This is a genomic window from Bacillus sp. Brlt_9 (assembly GCF_051948935.1).
GTDB lineage: Bacteria > Bacillota > Bacilli > Bacillales > Bacillaceae_G > Bacillus_A.
On record NZ_JAYJLO010000040.1, the window covers coordinates 1 to 401 of the forward strand.

2 protein-coding genes are annotated in these 401 nt (G+C 34.9%); both read right to left on the bottom strand.

The genetic code is table 11. The features are described 5' to 3' along the window. Positions 1-50: 50 nt before the first annotated feature. Positions 51-224: a thiazolylpeptide-type bacteriocin gene (locus VF726_RS31550; protein ID WP_001974664.1), complete on the bottom strand. Its 174-nt coding sequence runs from the start codon at positions 222-224 to the stop codon at positions 51-53. Between the two features lie 26 nt (positions 225-250). After that, positions 251-355: a thiazolylpeptide-type bacteriocin gene (locus VF726_RS31555; RefSeq protein WP_078030491.1), complete on the bottom strand. Its 105-nt coding sequence runs from the start codon at positions 353-355 to the stop codon at positions 251-253. Positions 356-401 lie beyond the last annotated feature (46 nt).

Sequence of the window (401 nt, forward strand, 5' to 3'; positions counted from 1 at the left end):
TTTTAATTCTTTTTGTTCTTTCATTTTCTCTTCCCCCATTTTCTATTTTTTTAGCATGAACCGCAGCACGACGATGATCCACATGTTGACGATGCTGAACATCCTGATGAACCACTACTTGCCGTTGTTTCTGGAATTGCGCTTACTTCATCCAAGTCTAAAAACTCTACATCTAATTCAAATTCTTCATTTTTTAATTCTTTTAATTCTTTTTGTTCTTTCATTTTCTCTTCCTCCATTTTCTATTTTTTTAGCATGAACCGCAGCATGACGATGATCCACATGTTGACGATGCTGAACATCCTGATGAACCACTACTTGCCGTTGTTTCTGGAATTGCACTTACTTCATCCAAGTCTAAAAACTCTACATCTAATTCAAATTCTTCATTTTTTAATTCC

Excerpts from the sequence above, each read along its gene's own strand:
- VF726_RS31550 (WP_001974664.1), bottom strand. The coding sequence starts at position 224 with ATGAAAGAACAAAAAGAATTAAAAGAATTAAAAAATGAAGAATTTGAA.